An 18629-nucleotide genomic window follows, 5' to 3' on the forward strand; every position below is an offset into this window, starting at 1 on the left:
CGTCTAAGAATAGAAGGTATGGGATGTGTCTATCGAGGACCGCCGTGAACCCCTCCATGGGGGCTTGACGGCAGCAATCCCTGCTGCCGACATCCTCGCTAGCCACACCCCATACCTTCATAAAGTTAACCATTTTTTGAGTATAAAGGGAGTAAAAAGCTCAAACGGGGAATTACTGCAGCCTATCGAGTTATTGCGATGGCTTTAACTCATAGCATTTGGAGGGATGAGCAGATACTTACAAAGAACGTTTTGATGGATCAAACTCTTCAAATGTCGCATACGTCTGCATGCCGCCTGACAGATTTTTTACGTCAAAACCGTGCTGCTGCAAAATGCGCGTAGCATTATAGGCTCGTTGCCCGACGCCGCAGACCACCCAAACCTCTCTTTCCCTGGATAATTCATCAAGCCGCTGCCTTAAAGCATCCAATGGAATATTCACTGCTCCCGGAATATGCTTCTGAGCAAATTCGGCCTCGGTACGTACATCAACAATCTGGGCTTGTTCATAGGGATCTTGCAGGATCAAAGAAAGCCATTGACCAGCTTCATCCTGATCTTCACTGACGTGCGTGTTGCTGTCAAACAATTCCTCCCATTTTGCCAATGGATGATTGCCGCGCAACTGATTGGCAGCAATCATGCCCGCCAGATTGACCGGGTCTTTGGTTGCTCCGAATTGAGGCGCATAACACAGTTCGGCCTCTTCCAGATCATACACGGTACCGCCCATCTGAATGAATGACGCTATGACATCAATACGTCTGGCTACACCGGATTCACCCAGCGCTTGGGCACCCAGAATCATGCCGTTGCGAGTGTCGTACAACAATTTGATGTGAATGGGTTTGGCACCGGGATAATAGCCGACATGGTTGCCGGGATGCAGATACACTTTTTCAAAATGGGTCATGCCGGCGGCTTTCAGCATTTTTTCGTTAACACCTGTTGTGGCAACAGTAACGCCAAACAGTCCGCATACAGAAGTCCCCTGAACACCCCGGTAAGTCATTGGCGGTGTTTTGCCCGACAGCTTAGCCACAATATTAGCAGCCGCGATACGTCCTTGACGGTTGGCAGGTCCCGCCAATGGAAACAGCTGCCATTGGCCGGTCAGCACATTCTTGACTTCTATGACATCACCCACGGCCCAGATAAAGGGATCGGAGGTCTCCAAAAACTCATTGACGCGAATTCCGCCCTGCTCACCCAGACTCAATTCTGCCTGAACGGCAAGTGTCGTCTGCGGCTTCACGCCAATGGAAATCATCACGGCATCGGTGGTTATCGACCCACCCTCTGTCAATGATACTTCAAGACGATCATCGGCATTTCTCTGAAATTTTATAACCTTTGCATTCAAACGCAGATCAATACCCTGCTGAATTAAATAGGTGGTCATGAATCGGGCCATTTCAAGATCCAGCGTAGGCATGATTTGACCTGATGATTGCAGAACAGTCACCTTGACCCCGCGTTTGACCAAATTCTCGGCAAGCTCCAGCCCCAGATAACCTGCGCCCATGACCACGGCATGTTTCATATCCGGCAGTTCTGATCTTATTTTACGGCTGTCCGGTATGGTTCTTAACGCATGAATGCCGGGCAAATCGATGCCTTCTATCAAAGGCCAAACGGCGCTGGAACCCGTTGATAATACCAACGCATCATAGGGCTCGATTCTATCGACGCCCGTTTTAAGGTCGCGCACGGTCAAGGTTTTTAAATCCCTGTCAATCGCTAAAACTTCGGTATCCGAACAAACCTGAATATTGAACCGGTTCTTGAACAGCTCAGGCGTTGCAACCAACAGTTTTTCTTCTTCAACGATCACATCGCCGATAAAGTAAGGCAAACCGCAATTAGCAAATGAAACGTAGGAACCTTTTTCAAACATGATGATCTCGTATTCTTCGCACAAGCGCCGAATCCGTGTCGCACAACTGGCGCCGCCAGCAACGCCTCCGACGATCAAAATACGTTTACCGGTCATGGATCAGGGTGCCTCGCTTTTGGATAGCGACAGACAAGTATCAACTTGTCTGTCGAGAGGTGAATGGCAGGGTAAAACCTTCTTTACCCTGCGAGGGGGATAATCAATGCATTTGTTGATAATACTGCGCCAGCTCTTTAATTTCATCATCACTGAGTTGCTGGACTATCAACCTCATACGGCTGTAGATATCGTTGTGACGCTCGCCTTTTTTATAAGCCAACAAGGTATTCGCCGTATAGTCAGCTTGTTGACCGGCCAGTGCAGGAACATCCATCTTTTCGCCTCGACCATTACCACCGTGGCAGGTAAAACAGGGTGGAATAATCCGCTTGCCGTCGCCCGCCTCAACCAATTGCTGCGCTTTGGCCAATTCTTTATCGCCTTGCTTTGCCGGAGGTGGCGTCAAGGAACTGAACCAGGCAGCCAAATCGGCGGCGTCTTGCTCGCTCAAACCGCCGGCAATGGATGTCATTAATGTATTGACTCTGTGACCTTTGGCATAATCCATTAATTGCTTGTAGGTGTAATTGGCAACTTGCCCAGCCAGTGACGGATACTCTGACAGTGCGCTAACACCGTTTTCGCCATGGCAGCCGGCACAGGATTCGGCCAGCTTTTTTCCTTTGGCCAGATCACCTTTTTTGACCAGATTAAGTGTTTCCGGTGTCCAGGCAACCTCGGTCGAAGGGCCTGCATTAGCGAGCACAGGGGCGAGTAAAGAAATAAACAGAATAATATGTTTCATGATCAATAACCCCAACCGCTTGAACCAAAGGTATCCATAAAGAAAAATTGTAAAATCGGCACCCCGAAACTGATAAACATCAGTACGGCAATCACCTTGTTCCAAAGTTTAAAGTCATTGAGATATTCGGGTAACGATTCGACCGCATGAATCGGTTCAGCATATTCGACTTGCTGAACAAACTCGGCAGACGCGGAACTCAACTGAGTTTTGGCCAGATTGTAGATAAACAGACAGGCTGAACCCAACAACACAAATCCGCCGAAAATCATGACAAATTCGTAAGGATCCCAGGATAGAGTCAACAGACTGTTATACGCCACGCTGGAAATTCGGCGCGGCTGACCCAACAAGCCCAGCACATGCCAAGGCGTTGTCATAATGGCCATACCAATAAACCAGGTCCAGAGCTGAATCAGCGCCAGCGAATCCGAAAACAACGGTTTGCGGGTCAAAATCGGCCAGAAATAATAAGCAATAGCGAAATACATGATAATGGTTGTTCCACCAAAAATGAGGTGAAAATGGCCGGGAACCCATGCCGTATTATGAATCATCGCGTTCATTGCATAGCTGGCATTAACCAAACCGCCAAAGCCACCGAATATCAACATCAGTAGCGACAAAATCACAGACAGCGTCATGGGATTTGTCCACGGCAAAGTACCGATCCAGCCGAACAGGCCTTTTCCACCTCGCAAGCGACCGGCAATTTCCAAAGATGCGATGACGGTAAATCCGGTAATCAGGGTCGGAAAACTGACCACAAAGGTACCGAAGGCATGCAGCAATTTCCAGCCGCTGGCTTGCTCAGGATCCATGTATAAATGATGAAAGCCGATAGGCAATCCGAACACCACCAGAATAATAAAGGCAACTCGCGCCATTTCATCGCTAAACAGAAATCCCCCGGCTTGTTTGGGCACGAACACATAAAATGCGGTGTAAGCAGGAATCAACCAAAAGTAAACAATCGGGTGCAAAGTCCATGCAAATAGCGTTCTAGCCAGACCCGGATCAATGGTATCCATCCAGCCCAAAGCCAACGGTATCAACTGAAACAAAACTTCCAATGCCACTCCCGCACTGGTCCATAACCATAACAAGGCATTGGCAGTCGTCGCAAACATAGCCAACGGCACCGGTTGATTGGGATTCGCTTTTTTCCATTGGTAGAACATCACCACCATGATGGCGCACCAAAACCACGACCCCACAACCAGCAATGTCGCTCCGATATAAAAAGAGACGTGGGCCAGCAGCGGAGGATAGAAGGTGTAAAGAACCGATGCTTTGCCTATCAATAAGGGAATCGCCGCCAGCACTGTGCCGCCTAACGCAATCGAGAATCCAGTCCAAGCCAGGGGTTTATTCCAGATCGGTATTTTCAAGCTGGTCGATGCAACATAATACCCAAATCCCATAATAAAAAAGGTGGTCAGGACAAAAGCCATCAACACGCCGTGGGTACTCACCGAGGCAAAATACACGGAAGGAGAAGTCAGTGCTTCAATAAATCCGCTACGTTCAAGGACTTGATAAACCCCCATAAAACACGCCAGTATGAAAGCGCCAAAGGCAACCCATAAGTGGCTCAAAATAAATTTATTTTCTACCGCATCATTCATTTCGCATCTCCGGTAACAGGCGCGTTGGTCGGTGCCGTCCAGTTTTCCTTGGCGACGACAGAAATATTGCTCCACATATGATCATGACCCAATCCGCAATATTCGTTGCACAAAACAGGGTACTCCCCTGGTTTTGGAAAAGAGGTTGTAACCTGAGCCACATAGCCCGGCACAATCATTGTGCTCATATTCGTCATAGGGATATGGACGCCGTGCAATACGTCGGTACTGACCCATCTAAACGTCACTTTGGTTTCCGAAGGCACAGCAATGTGTTTGGGATAAAATGAATAACGGCCAGCCACCATTCTTACCGTGATTGCGCCTTCAGCATCAACCTTGACGCCCAGATTATCTTCGGCAAATTCCTCGCTCAAATGTAAGCGCGCCGAATCAATCGTTTCAACATGACTGGGCGCATTGATTCCATGGATCAATGCATCAACCATAATGATGCTGACAAAAAGCCCCGCCATACCCAGGGCCGTATAAGCCCATTTCCTCTCTAAAGGATCAATATGCATCTCCGCCCCCTATTGAATGCCGCCGCGCGGTAAAAAAACGCCATAATACAAAAACAGCCAGGCGACAACCATCGTAGCCCCTACTGTCAATAACAGCACCCAGGTGCCTACCGGCGCGCTTTCGAGAATTCGTTTGCGCTCTTCTTCACTCAGCTGATTCATGGCCTTCCCCTTGAATGATTAAAAAATAATTGTGAACTTATGGATTCGATGATTTGCGTTGATCTGACGAAATTATTATCAAATCGGCAATGGCATGTCTTTTAGCGAGGGGCTTAATTATAGTCATCGCACTCCAAGTATCATTCTTCTGCCCTCTAATCCCATGCTTAACCCGGCATTGGCCAATTGCTAAAGCCATATAGACCATCAACAGGCCCGTGAATTGAGGTAGCGTATTTGAAGTGCGAAAAGTATACACACAGTTTTTATTGTAATTATGGGTGCATCCTAATGTACTGGACCTAAATTTGTAAAGCCGGACAGTAAAACCGCAGCAATTCTCAGTTTGATCTTTTCGGCGTCATTTTGGGCTGGGGAAAGCCTTTTGAGGAACGCCGTAAACCCTTCCATGGAGGCTTGACAGCAGCATCTGACCGCCAAGGACGGTGGAAATGCAGATATTGTCCGGAATAAAAATCTGCCCTGCTGCCGACATCCTCAAAAAGCTTCCCCAAGCCCTTTTTCTCTTCAAATTGAGAATTGCTGGTAAAACCGTCTTGAAATGAATTATTTTCTTTGAAACTACTCGCCCGCTTTGAATTAAGGGTGTAGGTGCTTGATTTCAAAGGACGCGTAAATGCGTCCCTGTAGCTCTCTGCAACATCCCTGTTGCAGAAGCATTTTCAATCAACCACCTACAACCACTAAAATTGGAGGGGGTGAGCAGAAACAAAAATTGAATGCTTTCTCTCACTATTAATCAACTGGCTTAAACTCTTGCGCAAATTCGGCGAATTCGTTTTTCCAGGAATTTTTGTTATATCCCCAATCACCTTCTTCCAAAAGCTTCTCCGCTTGCGCCAATTCGGCTTTAATCTGGGTTAGATTTGCTTCGTCGCCCTCGGCCCAAAGCGCTCGGGCATAAAACAGGTGATTAAGCGGATGATCTGGATGTTCCCTGGCGGCTTTTTCCAACAGCTCCAACGCCTTGTCGATGTCTCCGATACCATTGGGCCAAGACGGCGCCTTGAGATAAAGCATTCCCAATAGTCTTAGCGGACCGCCACTATCAATGTCCGGATTCAAAGCCACCGCTTGCTTCATCTCGTCTTCCAGACGGCCAAGGTTCCTCATGGCCAGGGTAATATGTTCGCGAACCGAAAGACCGAGATTGGCCGCTAAATAGTAATGCACCGCTCCATCACCGCGTCCTCCTCGTTGCAAAGCGGCTTCGGCAAAGCCAACCCCTTCGGCAGCCAATTTCTCGCGCTTGTTTTGGTCCACTTCGCGTTCGGCCAAGAGCAGAGATAGGCGGCTTCCCAGCGAGGTACCAAGCACCGCAGGATCTTGAGTATTGCGAAGAACGGTCAGTGCGCAAGCTAAGGTATGAGTATCCGTCAAGGGGCCCAACTGGTTTTGCTCTTCGACCAAAGACACAGCAGAGAGATTAGGACAATCATCAGGCAATGCTATCTGCACCTGGTCACGCGGCAAACCGGTGCAGCCGGTCAGGAATATCAACATTAAATGCGGAAAAATCCGGATGTTATACACCATCTTATTGCCCGGTCGCCCACAGTTTGATCATGGGTTCAAACACTGCAGAGTCGACAGTAGCAAAGGCTTCCACCCCGAATAGCTCACATAGCTTTTTGCCCTCGCTATCGGAACACATGCCTTCCAATGCCTTGCCAAAACGGACGCGCTCGTCCGCAGTCGTGGTGGCGCTGTTGGCGACAACGCCCATCAGTGGAATTTCCTCGGAGGTAAAGACAGCGTCAAGAGTCGTATCCATTTGGAGCGAAGACAGTCCGCCAAATTGCTGCTCGTTCAAGATGACCGCATCCAGCTCTCCTTTATTTAAAGAGCGCAGGGCACGGATTGCCTGATTAGACTTTTGTAAAACAAAAAAAGTGTCCGGATCGTATTTTCCGGCAAAAACGATTTTGCCGATGAAGGAAGATTCTTCCAAGACCGTGCCGCCCAGCGTTTTACCTTTAAGCTCATCCAGGTTCTTGAACTTGTCTTTCTGGACCATTACCCGATAACGTTCATGGGTAAGGCCTTTAATTTTGGGCTGAACCACAGGCACCAGATTGTGTTGATTGCGCAATTCCAGAAATAGCCCCAAAGAGGTGATGGCGAATTTGGGTTTATTGTCGGCCATCTGTTTTCTGCATTCGTCCGATTTAGCCGTAAATAGACTGTTAAAGCTGTTCTCCTGCCATTGCCCTACACGTTCAACCACGCGCAACATCGAAGTCATTGCACCGTTGGCGTCTTTTTCATTGACCGATCCGCCGGGATAGCACACCACTATCATTTCCGGATTGGGTGCGGCATTAGTAACAAAGGAAGCCGCCAAGCCGGAAAGAATAAAGAGACAGATTTTTTGCATTAGGGTTTTCTCTTGAAATCAAGTAATTGTCCAATGGCAGGAGCCACGACGAGGGTTGCAGTCAGGCAGCATACCAATCCTATGGTTATACTCAGCCCCAAAGAGGATACGCCCCTGTAACTGGCCAAGGTGATAGCGCCCAGACCTGCCAAAGATGTACCGGCGGCCAAACCGATGGTTTTACCGACGTTCAGACTGACTTGCAACGGCGTATGGCTCTTTAATTCATTCCAGCGGTAGCTGAACCAAACACCGTAATCGACTGCCAACGCGATGACCAAGGGCAAGGCAACGATATTGGCGTAATTGTAACTCATGCCTGCCAGTGCCATTATTCCGAGCATCCAGCCCCCGCCGATTAACAAGGGCAGCGCTGCCAACGCAAAACCGCGCATGCTGCGTGTCGCCGCCATGACCCAAAGTAAACATAATCCTAGAGCCAACTGCGTGCCGTGTGTGAAACTTTCAACCACAGCCTTGGCAAACTCTTGATGAGTTGTCGGAAAGCCGGTCGCATCGGGTGAAACGCTATAAACATCGCGGATCAGCGCATCCAGATTGGCGGGGTCATACACGGTTTTTGCTGGAAAAGCATATACCGCGATACTGCCGTCAGCAGCGAAGAAACGGTCACGCAATGCGAGCGGCAATTGATTCGGCACAAGCGGTTGAGCCTGCCGCCATGCATTGATTATCTTGAGCCCGGTATCCGCTCCGGACAATAAAGCACGCAAAAAACTCTCGCTACGCACCCGGCCCTGTTCACCCTCTGTGGCGAGCTTATCTGAAATGGCCGAAAGCTGTCCGCGCATTTCTTCCAGACTTTCGACCAGATTGGAATGCCCTGTGGAAAAGGCCTGCTCCTGAGCTTCGTCTATCACACTTGCGCTGTTTTGCAATAACGCTTGCAATAACTCGAATGATTTTACAGAAAGGCCCGACTCAGTCAGTCCGGCGATCTGTTTGGCAGAGTCTGTACGGGAAAACGCTTCACCAATACTCACCGCTTTTTGCAGGCGTTGATCAGCGTCTACTGGAAACAGATTAGTCAGCGACTGCACTTGGGCTATTGTCTTGAGATTGCCAGCCTCGCTAGTGATACGCCGGGCTTCCGGCAAGTCTTTAGCAGTAAAAACAATGACTTCCGCCTGGTAATCGCTCTCCGCTACCATCCGCTGCTGGTAATAGGCCGCTTGGGAATCTTTAGGCAACATGGCCAACACATCGTAGTCGAATTGAATAGCTGAGCCCTTGAACCCGCCAAAGACAGCACCGCTTATGGCTATTATCACAAGGACCAGCGCGACAGGCATTGGAAATGCAGCGATTGATTTGCGTGTACCGACCGAAAATGAAGGCTTAGCTAGTGCGGAGGTATCGCTGAGTTTAGGCGGGAGTAAAACGTAGAGAGCAGGCTGAACCATCCAGGTACTGATCAGAATCATCAAAACACCCAAGGCCGCTATGACGCCCAGTTCGGCAAAACCGGGAAAGTCAACCGTAGCCAGGACACTGAAGATCAGTAAAGAAGCTCCACCCGCTGTTAGCACTGCTGTAAAAGATGAGCCGACGCCAACGCCTATGGCTTTAATCAACGATTTACCTTTACGACGTTCTTCGGCGATACGTGAGGACGTAAAAATACCGTAGTCCGCGCCAAGACCGAACAAAATAGCGATGAAGGCTGCGGTGATCATATTGAGATGACCGACCGTGAGCAAGGCCAAACCCAAACTCCAGAGCACGCCCAGCCCCATAGGGATGAAAATCAGCGCAGCCCAGCGCAAGCTTCTTACCACCAGCAGAATCAGGGCGGCGACCAGACAGGCGGAAGTCAATGTCACCAGCACCATGTCCTTGCGAAGGTTGACATATTCCTCATACTCGATGGCAGGCAACCCGCTTAAACCCAAAGTGGGCGGGGTTCGGCCGGAAGCTTTAGCTTGCTCAGCCAACTCCGCCGATATGTGTTTGACCTTGTCGACGAAGGGGCCAAGATTCTCGAAGTCTCCCGAAGGGTTTTTAGGGTGGACAAACAAAAACAACATCCGCCCGTCACGCGAGGTAAAGTAACCATCGTTCATGCCTCCTGCCCCATTTTTAACGAGCAAGCTGTTCCAGTCAACGCCTTCAGGAACACTTTCGGAGGACAGCCAGCGCAGCCATTCTTCCAGGAAAAAAGCGGTTATATTCAGACTTGTTTCGGCCGTCTTCAGGTCAATGTCTGTCCCTCCCAACGGAGAACTGCCTTTGCTCCAACTTAATGCTTTGAGCAGACTCTCTTCCAACCCGCCATGAATTAAGGAAGGCTGGCCCGCTATGGCTGCAAGCTTGTCAAGGCCCTCAGGCGGCATCAGTAGGTAAGCATGGTCCAGAAAAAACGCGATATCGAGACGTGAGGTTGCTTGGCCGATTTCCGGTTCCGGCCTCAATCTGGCGGCCAGATCGTTGGCAAATGATTCCAATTCATTGCGCGGAGCACCCTCCAGAACCACTATCAGATCCGAAGCTGCGCCAAAGTTTTTCAAAAAGTCGTTAAAGCGCCCGGCGACTGCAGTGTTCTGAGGGAGCAAAGCTTGTCGCGAGGTGTGGACCGGAAGTTGTGCCGTTGCCAAACCGGCCAGTATCGACAAAACCAAGGCCAGCCCCAAGATCTTCTTGGGATTTCGGGCAAAGCATTCTGCAATCGTGGCAACACGCTGGTTGATATTCATAGAAAGAAAACTGTTTAAATCAATTCGGACTACCAACTTGAGCAGTTTTAGCGCGCTCAAGATGGTTTTCCCACTTGCGTGCGGTCAATCTCTGGAACAGGGGTACCACAGGATTGAGTTCGATGGGAGGAGCATCCCAATAAGATTCATAACCTAATTGTTCAGCTTCCAGGGCAACACCGTCTTCATTGAGGATGGGTTTGAATACCAAAGGTTTGGCGATATTCAGTACCATTTGGGTCAGCCACTTAGGCGTTTTTAACGAAATCAGCGGAATGATGAGCGCATCGAAATAAAACAGGAAAAAAACTCGCGTGGTGCGCTCATCAATGGGCAACATAAACGACCAATTCTTGATACTGTCCCCGGTATTGGTCCATTGATACGGATATTCATAGCACAACTCGATGGAACGGGTATTGACACGTTTGCGGTCAACGAAAATCCCGGAAATCCGGCCACCGGCCATATACGCGTCGTAAGTCAAATACACCCTATCTTCATTATTTTCATGATGGGTCAGTTTGGCATCAATAAAAGGTTTGTATTTCCTGTGCAGGAAGGCATGAGAGAAATCGCATATATTCTCGATCACCATTGAGTGATGCGTGCGCCAGGTATAATCCACAGCGAAGTTAGCCCAGGTATCAGTGCCGGTAAGTTCGGGTATTTCCGGTATCTTTTGTTCAACGGCAAGTTCAGGTTCACCGGGAAACAGCCAGATAAGACCGTAGCGGACTTGCACGGGATAAGTCCGTAATTGTTTCTTAATCAACGGGTTACCAAAATTGTCGTGTGAGTAGTCCTCCAGCCAGCCTTCCCTGTTGTAAGCCCAGCCATGGTAAGAGCAACGCAAAGTGCACTTGTCTACCGCGCCATGGGTCAATTTTAGCTGACGGTGCATACAGAGATTACGAAGAGCCGCGAGTTCACCATCTTCACCGCGAAAAAGAGCAATAGAGGTATTGGAGAAAATCACCTCTTTGACCTGGCCTTTTTTTACTGCACTGTCGTATTCCACTACATACCAGCGATTCGGATCCATACCGGCCGCACGTGCTTTTTGCCGCGAATTTTTAGCTTCAGAAAAGGAAGGGGGTGGGGATTTCGTCTGAGCATTCTTCATTTTCGGAACTCGGTTATGTGGTTAAGAGGGGGCTATTTACCTAGCAGTAACGATTAAGCCCCTGCGGACGAAATCATCGTAGGCTTCTTGCACGGCTTGGGACAATTGAGTGGGCTGATAGCCCAATTCCTGTTTCGCCTTTTCATGACCAGCACGTCGCCGCATCTGAAGCAAGCGCACCGCACCCGGCGTAAAGCGTCTGGGCAGGTTGGGAAATACCTTATACCACGTCTTGTCTGCCACTTGGGCCAACATGGCCATCAGATAAGGAGACAATTTCAGACCGGGCAAAGGACGGCCGGTAACTTCCCTGAACATCTCCATCAGGTCGTCGACGCTGGCATAGCTGGTGCTGAATATGTATTTCTGCCCGGAGCGACCCTGTCGCATCGCTAAAAGGTGGCCTTCAGCAATATCCCGGCTGGATACGAATTCGAAACCACCGGGAATGTAGGCGCGCAAATTACCATGCGCATAATCAATGAGTACGCGGCCCATGCGTGAGGGCACGTAATCGTGAGGGCCGATGATGGCGCAGGAGGTCGCGACGACCACATTGAGACCGTTGGCGTGGGCCTTAAGACATTCATGCTCGGTCAGATGCTTGGTAAATCCATAGGGCAAATGTCGGTCGAATGGATAAAACGGCATGTCCTCGTGGCTGGAACGATCCGGTTCATATCCGGTGGCACTGAGCGAACCGGACACAACCACCTTGTCGATTCCATGGCGCTCGGCAGCCTGCAGGATATGGATTGTTCCTTTGACGTTGGTTTCGAAAATTTCGCGTTTATGGACTGCATTTCCTTCAATGGTAGAAACCAATGCCGCACAATGATAAACACGGGCACAACCCCGCAAAGCGTTCGATACCGCCTCGCCGTCACGCAGATCAGCGAACACACGCTCCACATTCAGGCCATCCAATGCCCCGTTATCGCGTTCGGCCCGCATCATCACCCGAACTTGCTCGCCTTCTTCAAGCAGGCGGCGAACGAGGTTAGCGCCTAAGTGACCGGTGGCACCTGTAACGAGCGAGATACCTGCGCTCATTGCATTAACTCAAGTAAGCGCCAGCCATTATCCAGCAGGAAGAACAGAACAAGAGATTTGGATGTCATAGTCATTGCTTTAAAAACGGTCCAGTAAATCAACTGGAACAAAGGTGTAAATTATTCTGCTCTCGGTATTTGGCATAATAAACTCGGAGTTCACTTAAAATTATTAACCTTTTGCCGGGCAACAAGCGCGAGGACAACGTGGTTCGAAATCCTCATGCCTTAAGATCTGTCAATATTTGCGCCATACCCGAAATAGGCAAAAGATTTAATTTTCGCTTGAAAAGGATACAAAAATGAAAACAACGGAATCTCATTTTTTATCAATGGCTTGATAATGGTAAACGCATCTAAAAGCAGTTTTACTGCCTTAGGTATATTCGAAATATTGTGACGGATTAAATTGCCGGCACCGAATACCGCCAAAAAACAGAATTGTTTGATCAATGAAAAATGTTTTCTGTTCAGACCGGCTAAAACAGCGATCGATTCCTGTGCGTTGGGACCTCCGCACTGTAGAAATTTGAACGCCGCCATTTTAAGCAAATCATTCGACATGACGGCATACAGCGCGTTGGCAAGAATATTAAGATTGGCATTGGCTATTTTTCGGTCTTGATAATAGGCTTCGATTTTTTCGTGAAGCAAATCGTTATTACTAAAATCAGGCATGGCCAGTAAATGCGCACTCAATATTTCAATATCGGAAAACACCGCGGTCAATCCGCCTCCGGTTAAGGGATGGCGCATATTCAAGGCGTCTCCCAGCATCACAGCACCCTTTCTTATTTTGGGTTTTGCCGCCATGTAATGATTTGGCATGACCTTAAACCCTCCTTCCTGTAAAGCTTGTGCGTAACTTTTAGCCATACAGTCGGGAATATAAGGCGTTACATTGGTCTCTAAATGCTCTTTCAGCAAAAAGTTTCTAGGTAACTGATCACCGGGAAAATCGATTAAAAGCCTGACTTCATTATTGGAAATCGGATAACAGATAAAGGGCGTCGGACCCGATAAAAACACATGGCCATGTTGCGGAAAAGGCATGTCACAGTCTTTTAAAATCAAGCCTATGAAATAAGACGTTACAGTTTTTTCGTTATTACTGAGATGCGCTCTGAAATTTGAAAAGAATCCGTCGCTGGTAATGGTTAAAGGGGCATAAACAGACTTTATCTGAGACGTATGCGATTCCCGGTAACTCACGCCGATAATTTCATTCTTTTCATTTTCGAGAAGTTGCAACGCCTTTCCATGGATTTGTGTGACTGATTCGTTTTGCAGCGCAGAGGCTCTTATTTGCTGCAAAAACCGGCCATTATGCAAACCGACTCCCTCAAGCTGTTGAGGATATGGAATAGTCGTTTCTTCGTTACCTTGCAGCAGGGCATAACCATTGACCCGCTGAGCTTCAAAACCATCCAGACAATGCTTAAGACCCATTTTCTCAAGCGACAACACGGCGCCTGGTTGCAGCAACTCACCGACGATACGCTTTTTCTCTTTATAGCAATGATCGATTAAAGCGATCCTAATGCCTTTTGGAGCGAGATAAGCACTGATGGTGGCGCCCGCCATGCCTGCACCGATAATGCAAATATCAAACTCTGATTTCATATTGAGCTACTTGATCCACATACTTTTAACTGCGTTGATTTATTTATCATCCCTAAACATAACGGCTAGAGTATCGATTTAATGCCCAGATAGGGAATATATTCCTATAGTTTGCGTAGGTAATCATACAGTTATAATTGAAAACACCGGAAATATTTTCTTGGGGCCAATCACCGATATCAGTCTGTCTGCTCAACAACACATTAATACCTGATTCGATAATACTTTTATCGCCAAAATCAGCCGCCATGAGGGTCAATAATGCCCAGGCGGTATTAACGGATTGAGAAGTCTCTGCCTCGGTATAGACCAGCTTCGAACACGATTCGAAAGTTTCTCCCCAACCGCCATCCGTTTTTTGCTTATTTACTAAAAAGGTACAGGCTTTGTTGATACTGGCTGACAAAACATCATCGTCATAAAAGCTTTTGCCTTTGGCCTTACTGATAGCCTCGACACCAAACCAGGTGGCGTAAGTAAAACAGACCGCCCAGCCACCATACCAGGATCCATCCGGTTTTTGTTGTTTAATAATAAAATGGATGCCGGAACTGATGGCATTACGTATTTCGCTGTTTTTATACTCAGGATAAGCTTCATGAAATTCCACTAATGAAATTACGCAAGCTGCCGTGCATTCTGTCCATGAATAATCAATCATAATGTCGGCAAATACTTCGGAAGGATTGAGCTTTTCCAGCCATTTAGGCGCTCGCGTCAACTCATAGGTTGCCCATCCACCATCGGCATTTTGATACGAAAGAATGACATCGACGGCCTTTTTAATGCGTATATCATCAATCGCTGGATGAACCAAACCTGAATAATGAATGGCCAGCGTCGCGCTTAAACCTTCCGCTGTGCAATCGGCAACCGGCCAACCATTTTCTGCCGTTGAAAAAGGCCAGCTGCCTATCATGGGATGACGAAAAAATTCTGCATGCGTCGAGTGTTCGGATTTGATTTGCGAAAACTCGATAAACTCATAACTTTTTGCAATTGTCTTAGGAAAAAGTTTCCCACATTCGCTTTCAAGCATCGCGCGAGTTGCAAAAGCGGTATCCCAAAGCTGAGAGCCGTTGTAGCCGTTCATTTTCATACCATCTTCGGCAACCCACAAATAATCATACCAACGTGCCGTGTGTTTTTTAAATTGTTCCGAATCCTTACCGAAGGCGTGCCAGATACAAATGGAATTAATGGCCTTATTAACCGGGCCTATGTTGATGTAGTGGGTCTGCTCATCTTCCGCATTGAGATATTTTAAAATAAAGGCAATGGCCCTTTTTCTTAACCAGCCGCAGGGGATTTTTTCATAAGCATTGGTAAAAAAGTTCATCCACTTCAATACCGGTGAGGGCGTGGTATAGCAATCTTTTTCACAAACGGCATTACGTTGTTTCGGCCAGTCAATCGTGGCGAAATCTTCGTTATAAATTTCCTGTCTCAATGACAGAATCAGGTCATTTTCCGGCGCTTTGATGCGCTGCGCATAGCAATAAGCCATGGGCAGATAAACCATGCGGCTATGGCACCAATAGCGCCAAGGGTGAACCGGCAGCCACTTGGGAAATAGCCACATTTCCGGGAACAGGCTATTAAATCCCTGCCAGTCATAAAGATTCATTATGGATAGATAAAACTTTCCCCAAGAGGGTATGCCGGTTGCACCGCCATTAGTTTTTATCCACGTTCTGGCTTTGACCAATTGCTCATGATTGTTATCGACGCCCAGAATACGCAATGAAACATATTGCATGACCGTGCCGAACATCGTCGATTCACCTTCAATGTGCATACCCCAGCCGGCATCTTGATTTTGATGATTCAATAAGTAAATCTTCATCATTTCCTGATGGGCTCTGGGGAACGGTGTCTCCGAGATATAGGCCGCAATCAGCAAGCCGGGCAAAAGAAATAGAGGGCCGCCATAATCCCCCGGCCAATTGCCATCTTCAGTTTGCAAATAGGCGTAATAGTTAATCCCCTTGATGAGCGCGTCTATAACTTTTTGCGCTTCAGGATTTTCTGACTGGGGTATTTTTCCGTCAAATTCGCGAAAATTCGAGTTTATGACCGTATTTCTAAAAACCTTATCGCCCGAATTGGGATTGCCGGATTTATCAAACTGAAAATCTTCAGCAAACCGGGCTATTTCCTCATCGGTAATCTTATCGGCATTTTGCAAATGGTCATTGATATCGCTTGAGTCCGGCTTGAAGGCCCAAATTTGCCTCCCTTTTTCAGTGAGCAGATGCCAGTTCTTCCAACCCGGTTTTACATTCAGCATAGATTCGTGTGATATGACTTTTTATCTTAACGTGTGCAACATGCCAGACTTCGAAAGGATGGCAACTATTTTTGATGATTTATTGATTAAATAGCGCGATTCGGACCATTGCTATAAAACCTTTCAGTTTTTTCCATAAACCGGGTTGTTCACGCAAACGCTCATGGCCGGGCAGTAATTGCCCCTTGGCCAATTTGCCTATTTTTCTCTTCACGGCAGGGTCCAGTTTACCGTCTGCAGCTAATTCAAAAAACAAGGCTTTCACGTTACCTAAATCAAAAAAATCACGTTGCCATTCCCATTTATAATTGCCCCCATAACGAAACCAGGAGCCGCCTATTCCAGCGACTTCATAATGCGAACCGTCTTCGCGAAGGGCTGGCGATACCTGGCGCCATAAACCGATGACTTCGCCCTGTTTTTCGTCGATTAAAATGCGGTGGTACGGATAACGCCATTCTTCAAAGCCTTCCATTTGCACGCCTAAAGCCCATTCTTCTATCTCTTTACGGCTACGCGCGACAAACTCTTCATTAGGTCCGATATTCCAGCGGTATTCTGCATCATCGGTATACATAGCCCCCAAGTACTTGGGCCAGTTACCTTCCTTTTCAGCGTTACGATTTGCCTGTAACCAGCGCTCAACCATTTCTTCAAGTTCTGCTCGGGGATATGCGGTCATTCTTTATCTTTTAAGTGGTTGGGTTCAGTAGAATTCACACTAATTGCCTTGGTTGGGCAATACTTTTCGGCTTGCCGGGCTTTTGTCAGCAAATCCAGCGAAGGGTTTTCTTGCAGCACCGTGACATTACCTGCATCGTCAACATGAAAAAGCTCCGGCGCCTCAGTCATACAGGTTGCATGTCCCTGGCAAAGCTCCCTATCTAATTTGATTTGAAAGCTCGGACTTGGCGGCTTACGATCCTGGACGATAGTATTAGTTGATTTATCAGCAGCCGCTTTAAGGTCTGTACGTTTTATATAACGAACACGGCAGGGCGAGATTGGCTGCACGACCATTTGGGTAAAATCATCCTGATAAGTATCCTTGTCGTCAATCAATTCAAAGGAGTAACGCCTCAAAAGTATGCTAAAAATGGCTTTCAGTTGCAACATGGCAAATGCGTTACCGGAACATTTGTGTTTGCCGCCGCCAAAGGCAATCCAGCTGAAGGGCTTTGCGTCCTCCTGGCGTGTTTCTGAATAACGATCAGGATCAAACTTTTCCGGATCAGGAAAAACCTCCGGGATACGATGCGATACTCGCGGCGAAGCGCAGACGTATTTTCCTGCCTTGACGGTATAATCTTTAAAGTGAAAATCCTGCATCACTTTTCGGATTAAAAAAATCAAGGGTGGATGCAAGCGCAGCACCTCTTTAATGACATTTTCCAGTATAGGAATTTCGCGTAAAGATTGAAACGTAACTTCGCCATCTACGCCAAAATGCGCATCCAGCTCATTTAACACTTCAACCATATAGGCCGGTCGGCGCGCCAATTCCAGCAGGGTCCAGGCTGCCGTCCCTGCTGTGGTGTGATGACCGGCAAATATGGTGCCGATCAACATACCGGTTATTTCATGAGCCGATAAGCCGCTGCCATCATCATATTTTGCATCGATGAGTAATTGAAATGCATCTTCACTTTTTTCAGTTTTTTGCGCTCTTTTGGCAATAATGCCGGTGACTAATTCCTGCAGTCTGGCACGTGCTTTATCGCGGCGGCGAAACACGGGTAAAGGCAAATAGGGAAAAACAAAAGCCAGTGGGTTAACGCCTTTTTCAAGATCGTGATAAATTTTTGCAAATTCTTCATTCAGCTCATAGCGGAATTCATCCCCCAGCAGACAGTGGCTGGAGGTGTAAATGGTGAGTTCTTTCATGAACTCAAGCAAGTCAATTTCGCCGGTGTCGCCCCAGCCGGCAATCATTTGCTCGACTTCCTGAACAATCACTTGAGCATAACCGCGCATCGGTTTGTCACGCAATACCGGCATAAGCATTTTAAGCTGTTGATCTTTTTTATGCGGAGGCGCGTCAAAAACCACGCCCTTACCAAAAATAGGCGTCATGATTTTATAGGCTTGGCTTTGATCGAGCTGAGCATCTGGCGCTCGAAAAAACGCCTCATTCGCTTCAGGCCCGGTCATCAGCACCATTTTTTGATGAAACATACGAAATTCACCGATTTCCCCGAGTGTTTTTCTGAGCTCCATCATATAGCTGAAAGGATTTTTGCCGAATTCGAGCATATTGCCTAACAAAGGCAAAGCGCGAGGCATTTTAGGCGGCACTTTGCCTGGCGAATCTGGTTTTTCGGTATTCGTCGTAGTCATAACTCGATCTTGATGTGTTTATCCATTTAGG

15 protein-coding genes are annotated in these 18629 nt (G+C 47.8%); all 15 read right to left on the minus strand.

The genetic code is table 11. The annotated features are described in order from the left end of the window. Nucleotides 1–238 precede the first annotated feature (238 nt). Entirely contained in the window at nt 239–1996 is a 1758-nt protein-coding gene (locus Q7V32_RS13940) for an FAD-dependent oxidoreductase (protein ID WP_304897593.1), read from the minus strand. Between the two features lie 103 nt (nt 1997–2099). Further along, nucleotides 2100–2744: a cytochrome c gene (locus tag Q7V32_RS13945; protein WP_304897594.1), complete on the minus strand. Its 645-nt coding sequence runs from the start codon at nt 2742–2744 to the stop codon at nt 2100–2102. Between the two features lie 2 nt (nt 2745–2746). Next, a complete protein-coding gene (locus tag Q7V32_RS13950) occupies nt 2747–4372 on the minus strand; it encodes a b(o/a)3-type cytochrome-c oxidase subunit 1 (protein WP_304897595.1) in 1626 nt (541 codons plus the stop codon). Further along, nucleotides 4369–4896, minus strand: a complete 528-nt coding sequence (locus Q7V32_RS13955) for a cytochrome C oxidase subunit II (protein WP_304897596.1) — start codon at nt 4894–4896, stop codon at nt 4369–4371. Before Q7V32_RS13955 ends, Q7V32_RS13950 begins: the two co-directional genes overlap by 4 nt. A 9-nt stretch (nt 4897–4905) precedes the next feature. Further along, a complete protein-coding gene (locus Q7V32_RS13960; protein ID WP_304897597.1) occupies nt 4906–5058 on the minus strand; it encodes a hypothetical protein in 153 nt (50 codons plus the stop codon). Between the two features lie 341 nt (nt 5059–5399). After that, a complete protein-coding gene (locus Q7V32_RS13965; RefSeq protein ID WP_304897598.1) occupies nt 5400–5684 on the minus strand; it encodes a hypothetical protein in 285 nt (94 codons plus the stop codon). A gap of 130 nt (nt 5685–5814) precedes the next feature. Further along, nucleotides 5815–6582, minus strand: coding sequence for a sterol transporter outer membrane protein BstC (bstC, locus tag Q7V32_RS13970; RefSeq protein ID WP_304897599.1), 768 nt, complete (start codon nt 6580–6582; stop codon nt 5815–5817). Nucleotides 6583–6616: 34 nt separating this feature from the next. Next, a complete protein-coding gene (gene bstB, locus Q7V32_RS13975; RefSeq protein WP_304897600.1) occupies nt 6617–7456 on the minus strand; it encodes a sterol transporter periplasmic substrate-binding protein BstB in 840 nt (279 codons plus the stop codon). Then, on the minus strand, nt 7456–10230 hold the full coding sequence (gene bstA, locus Q7V32_RS13980; RefSeq protein WP_304897601.1) for a sterol transporter cytoplasmic membrane protein BstA: 2775 nt from the start codon (nt 10228–10230) through the stop codon (nt 7456–7458). Before bstA ends, bstB begins: the two co-directional genes overlap by 1 nt. After that, nucleotides 10190–11296 carry a Rieske 2Fe-2S domain-containing protein gene (locus Q7V32_RS13985; protein WP_304897602.1) on the minus strand — a complete coding sequence of 369 codons (1107 nt, stop codon included), beginning with the start codon at nt 11294–11296 and terminating at the stop codon, nt 10190–10192. The genes bstA and Q7V32_RS13985 overlap by 41 nt, the downstream gene beginning before the upstream one ends. Nucleotides 11297–11332: 36 nt before the next feature. After that, entirely contained in the window at nt 11333–12349 is a 1017-nt protein-coding gene (locus Q7V32_RS13990; protein ID WP_304897603.1) for an NAD-dependent epimerase/dehydratase family protein, read from the minus strand. Nucleotides 12350–12576: 227 nt separating this feature from the next. Then, complete coding sequence (locus Q7V32_RS13995) at nt 12577–13971, minus strand: FAD-dependent monooxygenase (RefSeq protein WP_304897604.1); 1395 nt, start codon at nt 13969–13971, stop codon at nt 12577–12579. A 52-nt stretch (nt 13972–14023) separates the two neighbouring features. After that, entirely contained in the window at nt 14024–16261 is a 2238-nt protein-coding gene (locus Q7V32_RS14000; protein WP_304897605.1) for a terpene cyclase/mutase family protein, read from the minus strand. A 79-nt stretch (nt 16262–16340) separates the two neighbouring features. Further along, nucleotides 16341–16943: a nuclear transport factor 2 family protein gene (locus Q7V32_RS14005; RefSeq protein WP_304897606.1), complete on the minus strand. Its 603-nt coding sequence runs from the start codon at nt 16941–16943 to the stop codon at nt 16341–16343. Then, nucleotides 16940–18598: a cytochrome P450 gene (locus Q7V32_RS14010; RefSeq protein WP_304897607.1), complete on the minus strand. Its 1659-nt coding sequence runs from the start codon at nt 18596–18598 to the stop codon at nt 16940–16942. The genes Q7V32_RS14005 and Q7V32_RS14010 overlap by 4 nt, the downstream gene beginning before the upstream one ends. Nucleotides 18599–18629 lie beyond the last annotated feature (31 nt).

Source organism: Methylicorpusculum sp. (genome assembly GCF_030651835.1).
Classification (GTDB): domain Bacteria; phylum Pseudomonadota; class Gammaproteobacteria; order Methylococcales; family Methylomonadaceae; genus Methylicorpusculum.

Coding starts and splice junctions, on each gene's coding strand:
- Q7V32_RS13940 (WP_304897593.1), bottom strand. CDS start 1,996: ATGACCGGTAAACGTATTTTGATCGTCGGAGGCGTTGCTGGCGGCGCC.
- Q7V32_RS13945 (WP_304897594.1), bottom strand. CDS start 2,744: ATGAAACATATTATTCTGTTTATTTCTTTACTCGCCCCTGTGCTCGCT.
- Q7V32_RS13950 (WP_304897595.1), bottom strand. CDS start 4,372: ATGAATGATGCGGTAGAAAATAAATTTATTTTGAGCCACTTATGGGTT.
- Q7V32_RS13955 (WP_304897596.1), bottom strand. CDS start 4,896: ATGCATATTGATCCTTTAGAGAGGAAATGGGCTTATACGGCCCTGGGT.
- Q7V32_RS13960 (WP_304897597.1), bottom strand. CDS start 5,058: ATGAATCAGCTGAGTGAAGAAGAGCGCAAACGAATTCTCGAAAGCGCG.
- bstC (WP_304897599.1), bottom strand. CDS start 6,582: ATGTTGATATTCCTGACCGGCTGCACCGGTTTGCCGCGTGACCAGGTG.
- bstB (WP_304897600.1), bottom strand. CDS start 7,456: ATGCAAAAAATCTGTCTCTTTATTCTTTCCGGCTTGGCGGCTTCCTTT.
- Q7V32_RS13985 (WP_304897602.1), bottom strand. CDS start 11,296: ATGAAGAATGCTCAGACGAAATCCCCACCCCCTTCCTTTTCTGAAGCT.
- Q7V32_RS13990 (WP_304897603.1), bottom strand. CDS start 12,349: ATGAGCGCAGGTATCTCGCTCGTTACAGGTGCCACCGGTCACTTAGGC.
- Q7V32_RS13995 (WP_304897604.1), bottom strand. CDS start 13,971: ATGAAATCAGAGTTTGATATTTGCATTATCGGTGCAGGCATGGCGGGC.
- Q7V32_RS14000 (WP_304897605.1), bottom strand. CDS start 16,261: ATGCTGAATGTAAAACCGGGTTGGAAGAACTGGCATCTGCTCACTGAA.
- Q7V32_RS14005 (WP_304897606.1), bottom strand. CDS start 16,943: ATGACCGCATATCCCCGAGCAGAACTTGAAGAAATGGTTGAGCGCTGG.
- Q7V32_RS14010 (WP_304897607.1), bottom strand. CDS start 18,598: ATGACTACGACGAATACCGAAAAACCAGATTCGCCAGGCAAAGTGCCG.